This window comes from Amaricoccus sp. (genome assembly GCF_036846665.1).
Taxonomy (GTDB): domain Bacteria; phylum Pseudomonadota; class Alphaproteobacteria; order Rhodobacterales; family Rhodobacteraceae; genus Amaricoccus.
The window spans coordinates 1-8,643 of sequence record NZ_DAIUBO010000169.1 but is presented as its reverse complement, the minus strand read 5'-3'; the positions used below and the strand labels follow the sequence as shown (position 1 = coordinate 8,643).

Sequence of the window (8,643 nt, the reverse complement as noted above, 5' to 3'; positions counted from 1 at the left end):
CTCGAACCCGCGACCTCCGGCGTGACAGGCCGGCACTCTAACCGACTGAGCTACAACCGCGCTGTGCGATACCGGCAGGATATGGGAACGCCGCAGGCGCCTTTCCACCGCATCACCGGCGCGTTTTAGGCAGCGCCGACCTGAGCGTCAAGCGAATTGCACTGCGCGCGCCACGACTTGCCGCGGCCGACGCGAGGTGCAAATCTCCGGTCATTGGCCTGGGAGGATCCTGCGATGACCGATGACGCCTTCTGGGCCGCCGCGCTCGCCGATGCGGAGGTGGCCGATGCCGCCGACCCGCTGGCCGGCTTCCGCGAGAGGTTCCACCTGCCGCCCGGCACGATCTATCTCGACGGCAATTCGCTCGGCCCGGCGCCGCTGGCGGCGCTGGAGGCGCTCGACGAGGCGGCGCGGCGCGAATGGGCGGACGGGCTGATCGGCAGCTGGAACAGCGCGGGATGGTTCGATCTCCCGACACGCCTCGGCGACATGCTGGCGCCGCTGATCGGGGCGGGCGCGGGCGAGGTCGTGGTGACCGACACAACCTCGCTCAATCTCTACAAGGCGCTGCATGCGGGGCTGAGCCTGCGGCCCGACCGGCGGGTGATCGTGGCGGAGGGTGGCAGCTTTCCGACCGATCTCTACGTGGCCGAGGGCGTTCTCGCCACGCGGCCCGACCTGGGGCTGCGCCTCGAGGGCGTGGACGGGCCGGAGTTGCTCGATCTCGTCGACGAGGACGTGGCGGTGGTGCTGGTCAACCAGGTGGATTACCGAACCGGGCGGCGGCGCGACCTGCGGGAGGTCACCGCGCGCATCCATGCCGCCGGCGCGGTGGCGCTTTGGGATCTCTGCCATTCCGCGGGAATCATGGAGGTGGGGCTGGGCGATGCCGGCGCCGATCTCGCCGTGGGCTGCACCTACAAATATCTCAATGGCGGGCCGGGGTCGCCCGCCTTCGTCTATGCCGCGGCGCGTCACCACGGGGACATCCGCCAGCCGCTCTCGGGCTGGTGGGGCCATGCGGCGCCCTTCGACTTCGCCCGGGACTATGCGCCGGCGTCCGGCATCCGGCGGTTTCTCTGCGGCACCCAGCCGATCCTGTCGATGCGTGCCCTGGAGGCGGGGCTGGCGCTGACGGCGGAGGCGGGGCTCGCCCCGGTGCGGGCCAAGAGCGTCGCGCTGACCGAGCGGTTCCTGGCGCTGGCGGAGGCGGGCTGCGCCCCCCTGGGCGTCGGCGTCTTCAGCCCGCGGGAGGCGGAGGAGCGGGGCAGCCAGGTGGCGCTGACCCATCCGGAGGGCTATGCGGTGATGCAGGCGCTGATCGCGCGGGGCGTGGTCGGCGATTTCCGCATGCCGGACATCCTGCGTTTCGGCTTCGCGCCGCTCTATCTGCGGCATGTGGATGTGGTGCGTGCGGCGCGCACGCTGCAGCAGGTCCTCGCCGGCCGGGCCTGGGAGAGCCCGCGCTATCGCGCGCGGGCGGCGGTCACCTGAGCGGGGCGTCGTCCTTGCGGGGCGGGGCATCCGCGGCCGGCTCGTCGTCGTAGCGGTCCGAGAGGATGCGGGTCGCGTGGCCCTTGAGATCCTCGAACTGGTTGTGGCGCAGCGACCAGAAGAAGGCGAGCAGCCCCGCTGCCCCGAGAAGCAGCGACACCGGGATCAGGACGGCGAGGATGTTCACGGCGTCCGTCCCAGCCGCATGGCGTTGAGCGCCACGACGATCGAGCTCGCCGACATGGAGATCGCGGCGATGAGCGGGGTCACGAAGCCGGCGAAGGCGATCGGCACGGTGACGACGTTGTAGAGGAAGGCGAGCACGAAGTTCTCGAGGATCCGGCGGCGGGCGACCAATGCGAGGGCGAGCGCGTCGACGACCCGGTCGATCCGGTCGCCGAGCACGATCAGGTCGGCGGCGCTGCGGCTCGCGTCGACTGCGCTCGATGGCGAGATCGAGACATTCGCCGCCGCGAGCGCCGCGGCGTCGTTGAGCCCGTCCCCCACCATCAGCACCCGCGCCCCGCCCGCCTGCATGGACTGGAGATGCGCGACCTTCTCGGCCGGCGTCGCCCGGGCCACCCATTCGTCGATCCCGACAGCCTCGGCCATCGCCTGCACCGGCCCCTCGGCGTCGCCGGAGAGGAGGCTCACGGATAGGCCGCGCGCGCGCAGGCGGCGGATCGTTTCGGCCGCTTCCAGGCGCAACTCGTCCTGGAAGGTCAGGCAGACCGGGGTGGCGTCGCCGATGCGCAGCCAGGCGGCGGTCCTGTCGACGGGCGTCGCGCCCCCCACCCATTCGGCGCGACCGAGGCGCAGCCGGGTCTCGCCGCGCCAGCCCTCGGAGCCGAGGCCCGGATGCTCACGCAGATCCGCCACCGGCGCGATGCGAAGCCCGGCCTCGGCGGCCGACCGGGAAATCGCCTGGGCGAGCGGATGCGCGCTGCCCGCGGCCAGCGCCGCCGCGGCGGCGAGGGCGCCGTCGGGCAGCTCGGCGGCATTGGTCAGCACCGGCCGGCCGGTGGTCAGGGTCCCGGTCTTGTCGAAGACCACCGCATTAACGCGGGCGAGGCGCTCGAAGGCGTCGCCGTCCTTGAGCAGGATGCCCTGCCGAAAAAGCCGTCCAGAGGCGGCCGTAAGCACCGCCGGCACGGCCAGGCCCAGGGCACAGGGGCAGGTGATGATGAGCACGGCGGCGGCGATGTTGATCGCGAGGCGCCAGTCCTGCGTCGCGAGGCCCCAGCCGAGCAGGGCCGCGGCGGCGAGCAGGTTGACGGTATGGCTGTAGAATTGCGAGGCCCGGTCGGCGAGGGAGGCGTAGCGGCTGCGGCTGCGCTCGGCGGTTTCCACCAGCCGCGCGATCTGCTTGAGCAGCGTGTCGTCGCCCAGGGCCTCTGCGCGCACGCGGATCGGCCCCGAGAGGTTCATCATCCCCGCGCTCACCGCCGCGCCGGGGCCGACGGCGGCGGGCATGGTCTCGCCGGTGAGCATGGAGGGGTCGATCTCGGAGCGGCCCTCCACGATCGTGCCGTCCACGGGCACCCGGCCGCCGGGAGCGACGGCAATCAGATCGCCGGGTCTGAGCGCGTCGAGCGGCACCGATTCGAGGCTCCCGTCCGCGCCGATCCGCTGCGCGAGCCGTACTTCGAGTGCGGCCAACTCGGCCGCGGCGGAGCGTGCCGAGGCGCGGGTCAGATGCGCGAGGTAACGCCCGACGAGCAGGAAGAAGGTGAGCATCAGCGCCGCGTCGAAGAAGGCATGGGCGCCGGAATGCAACGTCTCCCAGACCGAGACACCGAGCGCGAGCAGGATCGCGGTCGAGATCGGCACGTCCATGTCGAGGCGGCGGGCGGAGAGCGCGGCGATGGCGTTGCGGAAGAAGGGCTGCGCGGCGAAGGCGATCGCCGGGAGCGCGATAGCGGCCGAGACCCAGTGCATCAAGTCGCGGGTGCTGCCCTCCGCTCCCGACCAGACCGCGATCGACAGGAGCATCACGTTCATCGTTGCGAAACCGGCTACGCCGATCCGTGCCAGCAGGTCGCGCCCCGTCGCATCGGTCCGGGTGGCCTCGAGCGCCGCGCTGTCGAGGGGGCGCGCCGCATAGCCGCGGAATTCGAGCGCGTCGATCAGCCGGGCCTCGGTGCCGGGCCGGTCCTCCGCGGTGACGGCGACCCGCTTGAGCGTGAGGTTGACGCGGGCGCCGGCCACGCCCGGCTCGCCGGCCAGCACATGCTCGACCCCGGTGATGCAGGCGGCGCAGTGGATCTCCGGCAGCGCGATCTCGAAGCGGCGGAGCGGGATCTCGGCCGCAGGCCTCGCAGGCAGTCCCCGAGGTTCGGGCACGGCGGCGCAGGCGGCGCATCCCTGGGAGGTGGGGAGCGCCGCGTCGGTCATGGCGAGGGCACGAAGATCGCCCGGCTCTGCTGGAAGAGCGTGCCGTCCTCGGCGGTGGCGGCGATCTCGACGCGCCAGTTGCCCGGGGCCAGCACGATGGGTGCCGCCGCGCCGTCGAGGGTGGATTGCATCTCGAGCACCCGGTCGTCGCGCGCCTCGGTCGGCCGCCCGACGCTGACCGAAAGCGCCGCGGGACGCACCGTCCCGCCGCCGGCATCCTTCATCGCCAGCGCGAGGACGCCGTCGGAATATTCCAGGCCCACCTCCCATCCGAGCGCCAGCTGCGCCGCCCGGCGGCGGTCGAAATCCTGGCTGGCGACATAGCTGTTCGGCACCACGAGCCCGGAGAAGGTCTCAACCGCGAAGAAGGCGAGCACCGCATTGGCCGCGATCACCACGCCGAAGGCGCCGAGCGAGATGAGCAGCACCGCACGCCCGGTCAGTGGCCGCCCGGTCGCCATGCTCATTCCCCGGTCCCGTGGAACACGGTGCCCTCGCGGACGACCTGGCCCGTGTTCGTGTCCTCGAGCACGAGGTCGAGGTCCGTCAGGGCGCCGGCGCCTGCCGCACTTCCTGGGGGTGCGGTCAGGTAGACGCGCTGGCGGTAGGTGGCGTCGGCGGGAACGCTGACGTCGAGCCCCTCGACGCCTTCGAGCGTCAGCGCCACCGGATCGGGCGACTCGACCGAGAGGCGGAAGGCGCGGTCGAAGCCGGTCATGTTGCGCAGGCGGAGCTCGTAGGCGTTGCGCACCGAGCCGTCGGAGAGCACCACGTTGACGGGGTTGCGCACAGGCTCGATGGAGAAGGCGACATCCGTGCGCAGGAAGAGCGCGGCCAGCAGGCCCAGGCCGATGGCCGACCAGAGCACGAAATAGAGGATGACCCGCGGGCGCAGGATCTGCTTCCAGACCGGCGCATCCTGGCCGCCGGCGCGCTCGCGCTCGCCGTCGGCGAGCGTGATGTAGTCGATGAGCCCGCGGGGCTTGTTCACCTTCTCCATGACGTCGTCGCAGGCATCGATGCAGAGCGCGCAGGTGATGCAGGCGAGCTGCTGGCCATCGCGGATGTCGATGCCCATGGGGCAGACGTTCACGCAGGCGTTGCAGTCAATGCAATCGCCGAGCTGCTCGGCGCCCGCGGCCTTGCGGTGCTTGCCGCGCGGCTCGCCCCGCCAGTCGCGATAGGCGACGGTGAGCGTCTGCTCGTCCATCATCGCGCCCTGGATGCGCGGCCAGGGGCACATGTAGATGCAGACCTGCTCGCGCATGAAGCCGCCGAAGGTGAAGGTCGTCGCGGTCAGGGTCGCCACCGAGAGATAGGCGACGGCCGGCGCCCTGCCGGTCAGGATCTCGCCGAGCAGGGTCGGTGCATCGGCGAAATAGAAGACCCAGGCGCCGCCCGTCGCCACTGCGATCAGGAGCCAGACGCCCCATTTGGTCGCGCGCAGCCGGATCTTCTTCGTGTCCCAGGGCGCGTTCCAGAGGCGCACGCGCGCGTTGCGGTCGCCCTCGATCCAGCGCTCGACCAGGATGAAGAGGTCGGTCCAGACGGTCTGCGGGCAGGTATAGCCGCACCAGACCCGTCCGAGTGCTGATGTGAAGAGGAAGAGCCCGAGCCCGGCCATGATCAGCAGGCCGGCGACGAAGTAGAATTCCTGCGGCCAGATCTCGATGAAGAAGAAGTAGAAGCGCCGATTCGCCAGATCGACCAGCACCGCCTGGTCGGGCAGCGAGGGGCCGCGGTCCCAGCGGATCCAGGGCGTGATGTAGTAGATCGCCAGCGTGACGCCGAGGATCCACCATTTGAGCGTGCGGAATTTCCCCGAGACGCGGCGCGGAAAGATCGGTTCGCGCGCGGCAAAGAGGGGCGGCGGGGTCTCGGAAGTGCTGGTCACGATCGTGCCTTTCGAGGGCAGCGGCTCCCGTCAGGGACGCCGGAACATTTGTATCGGAGGACGGTCATCGCGATCAATGGCGCGATCACGCCGGCGTGTTCCGGGTCGGGATCGCGTCCCGCAGCGGGAGGGCGAAGGCCCGGAGCGGCCGCGGCGAAGCCTTCGCCGCCGGGCAGGGCTTCGGGCTTGCCCGGATTCGCCCGAATCGGATCGCATCGTCCCGACCGGCCCCGACCGTGCGGGACCGAGCTCTGTCGCATCCCGCCGGCGCGGCTATTCGCCGCCGCCCAGGCCGTGGACGTAGACGGCCACCTTGCGGATCTCCGCATCGGTCAGGCGGTTCTGGAAGGCGGGCATGATGCCGTAGCGGGCATCGGTGATCGTCGCCACGATGGTGTCGCGATCGCCGCCGTAGAGCCAGATCCCGTCGGCCAGACTCGGGGCGCCCTGGTCGCGCATGCCGGTGCCGTCCTCGCCATGGCAGGCCGAGCAATTGTCGATGAAGGTCTGCTGATGGGCGGCCGCGAGATCGGCGTCATGGTCCGCGCCCGAGAGCGAGAGCACGTATTCCGCGAGGCCCGCGATTTCGTCGGCTTCGAGGATGTCGCCGAAGGCCGGCATCTGGCTGAAGCGCGTGTCGGGGTCGGCCTCGTAGCGGATGCCATGGGTGACCGTCTGATAGATCTCCTCGGTGGTCCCGCCCCAGAGCCAGTCGTCATCGACCAGGTTCGGGTATCCTCCGAGCGCGCCCTGGCCACCGGCCCCGTGGCATTGCGAGCAATTGTTGCGGAAGACCGCGCCGCCGCCGGCGATGGCATAGCGCAGCATGTCCGGGTCCTCGGCTATGCTGGCGATGTCGACGCTCATCAGCTGCGCGTCGAGCGGTGCGTTGACGGCCTCGGCCTCGGCGATGTCCCTTTCGACGGCGCCCCTGCTGGAATAGCCGAGCAGGCCCGGCGTGGCGCCGCTGACCAGCGGCCAGGCCGGCATCAGGATCATATAGATGACCCCCCAGACGATCGTGGCGTAGAAGGACCAAAGCCACCAGCGCGGCATCGGGGTGTCGAGTTCCTTGATGCCGTCCCATTCGTGGCCGGTGGTCCGGGTGTTCGTCGCCTCGTCGACATCGCGCCTATCGGCCATCGTCTTCGTCCTTGGGCTTGTCTTCGTTGCGGAAGATCATGTTCGCGGTGTCCTTGTAGGTCTTGCTGGAGCCGGGGCGGAACACCCAGAGCACCACGCCCACGAAGAACAGGAAGATGACGGCCAGGGCCCAGCTGTCGGCGAAGGCGCGGAGGGTGGAATAGGTCTCCATCCTGCAGCCCTCACCGGCTGGCGTCCGGCTCGAAGGTCGAGAAGTCGACGAGTGTGCCGAGCATCTGCAGATAGGCGATGACCGCGTCGAGTTCGCTCTCGCCGGGAGCCCCATCGAAATTGCGTGCCTGCGCCTTGGGATAGCGGGCGAGCAGTGCATCCACGTCGCCGGTGTCGGGATCGGCCTGGGTGCGGAAATCGGCGCGCGCCTCGGCGAGCATCTCGTCGGTATAGGGAACGCCGGAGGCCCGGTTGGCGCGCATGACCGCCTCGATGTTCTCCGAATTGATCGGCGTGCGGGCGAGCCAGGGATAGGCCGGCATGATCGATTCGGGCACCAGATCCCGCGGGTTCTCGAAATGCGCCCGGTGCCAGTCGTCGGAATAGCGTCCGCCGATCCGCGCGAGATCCGGGCCGGTCCGCTTCGAGCCCCACTGGAAGGGATGATCGTACATCGATTCCGCGGCCAGCGAATAGTGACCGTAGCGCTGGACCTCGTCGCGCATCACGCGGATCATCTGGCTGTGGCAGACGTAGCAGCCTTCGCGCACGTAGATGTTGCGCCCCGCAAGCTCGAGCGGTGAATACGGCCGCATGCCGTCCACCTCCTCGATGGTGTTGTCGAGGTAGAAGAGCGGCACGATCTGCACGATCCCCCCGATGGACACCACGATGAGGCTGAAGACGAGCAGGAGGAAGGCGTTGCGCTCGAGCTTGCTGTGGTTGCGCAACACCCAGCTCTGGTGTGGGAGCTCGTTGGGGATCTCGTCGGGGAAATCCGAGATCGTGGAGACGTTCGGATCCTTCTCGGGATCGAGGATCTTGTCGTTGTCGGCCATGCCGCCGCCCTCCTATTCGGCCGGAACCGGGCGGGCGGATGCGGTCTCGCCTGCGCCGACGGCGGTCTTCCAGAGATTGTAGGCCATGATCAATGCACCCGTCAGGAACAGCGCCCCGCCCAGCGCGCGCACGACGTACATCGGGAACTTGGCCGCGACGGTGTCGGCGAAAGAGTTCACCAGGAAGCCCTGTGCATCGACCTCGCGCCACATCAGCCCTTCCATGATGCCGGTGACCCACATCGAGGCGGCGTAGAGCACGATGCCGATCGTCGCGAGCCAGAAGTGCCAGGAGACGAGGCTGATCGAATAGAGCCGCTCGCGGTTCCAGAGTCGCGGCACCAAGTAGTAGAGCGCGCCGAAGGTGATCATGCCGTTCCAGCCGAGTGCGCCGGAATGCACGTGGCCGATGGTCCAGTCGGTGTAGTGGCTGAGCGAGTTGACCGAGCGGATCGACATCATCGGCCCCTCGAAGGTCGCCATGCCGTAGAAGCCGACCGAGACCACCAGCATGCGGAGCACCGGGTCGGTCCGGAGCTTGTCCCAGGCGCCCTGCAGCGTCATCAGGCCATTGATCATCCCGCCCCAGGACGGCATCCAGAGGATTATCGACATCACCATGCCCAGCACCTGTGCCCAGTCGGGCAGGGCGGTGTAGTGCAGGTGGTGCGGGCCGGCCCAGATGTAGAGGAAGATCAGCGCCCAGAA

At 69.6% G+C, this 8,643-nt stretch carries 9 protein-coding genes; 1 reads left to right on the top strand and 8 read right to left on the bottom strand.

The annotated features are described in order from the left end of the window. The first annotated feature begins 234 nt into the window (after positions 1-234). On the top strand, positions 235-1,494 hold the full coding sequence (kynU, locus tag V7050_RS15060; RefSeq protein WP_324369247.1) for a kynureninase: 1,260 nt from the start codon (positions 235-237) through the stop codon (positions 1,492-1,494). On the opposite strand, the gene ccoS is transcribed toward kynU, so the two are convergent. The 8 genes from ccoS to V7050_RS15020 all read right to left on the bottom strand — a co-directional run. Next, on the bottom strand, positions 1,487-1,681 hold the full coding sequence (gene ccoS / locus V7050_RS15055; RefSeq protein ID WP_324369249.1) for a cbb3-type cytochrome oxidase assembly protein CcoS: 195 nt from the start codon (positions 1,679-1,681) through the stop codon (positions 1,487-1,489). The two genes, kynU and ccoS, sit on opposite strands and share 8 nt — an antisense overlap. Then, positions 1,678-3,888, bottom strand: coding sequence for a heavy metal translocating P-type ATPase (locus tag V7050_RS15050; protein ID WP_324369251.1), 2,211 nt, complete (start codon positions 3,886-3,888; stop codon positions 1,678-1,680). Before V7050_RS15050 ends, ccoS begins: the two co-directional genes overlap by 4 nt. After that, the gene (locus tag V7050_RS15045) at positions 3,885-4,355 is read right to left on the bottom strand and encodes a FixH family protein (RefSeq protein WP_324369253.1); all 471 of its coding nucleotides are present in this window, start codon (positions 4,353-4,355) and stop codon (positions 3,885-3,887) included. Before V7050_RS15045 ends, V7050_RS15050 begins: the two co-directional genes overlap by 4 nt. After that, the gene (gene ccoG / locus V7050_RS15040) at positions 4,352-5,782 is read right to left on the bottom strand and encodes a cytochrome c oxidase accessory protein CcoG (protein ID WP_324369255.1); all 1,431 of its coding nucleotides are present in this window, start codon (positions 5,780-5,782) and stop codon (positions 4,352-4,354) included. Before ccoG ends, V7050_RS15045 begins: the two co-directional genes overlap by 4 nt. Positions 5,783-6,055: 273 nt before the next feature. After that, entirely contained in the window at positions 6,056-6,925 is an 870-nt protein-coding gene (gene ccoP / locus V7050_RS15035; protein ID WP_324369256.1) for a cytochrome-c oxidase, cbb3-type subunit III, read from the bottom strand. After that, positions 6,915-7,097 (bottom strand): cbb3-type cytochrome c oxidase subunit 3, encoded by a 183-nt coding sequence (locus tag V7050_RS15030; protein WP_324369258.1) that lies wholly within the window; start codon positions 7,095-7,097, stop codon positions 6,915-6,917. Before V7050_RS15030 ends, ccoP begins: the two co-directional genes overlap by 11 nt. 10 nt (positions 7,098-7,107) lie before the next feature. Next, positions 7,108-7,935 carry a cytochrome-c oxidase, cbb3-type subunit II gene (gene ccoO, locus V7050_RS15025; RefSeq protein WP_324369260.1) on the bottom strand — a complete coding sequence of 276 codons (828 nt, stop codon included), beginning with the start codon at positions 7,933-7,935 and terminating at the stop codon, positions 7,108-7,110. A 12-nt stretch (positions 7,936-7,947) separates the two neighbouring features. Beyond that, positions 7,948-8,643: cbb3-type cytochrome c oxidase subunit I (locus tag V7050_RS15020; protein ID WP_324410752.1), on the bottom strand; the 696-nt coding region annotated here is incomplete at its 5' end.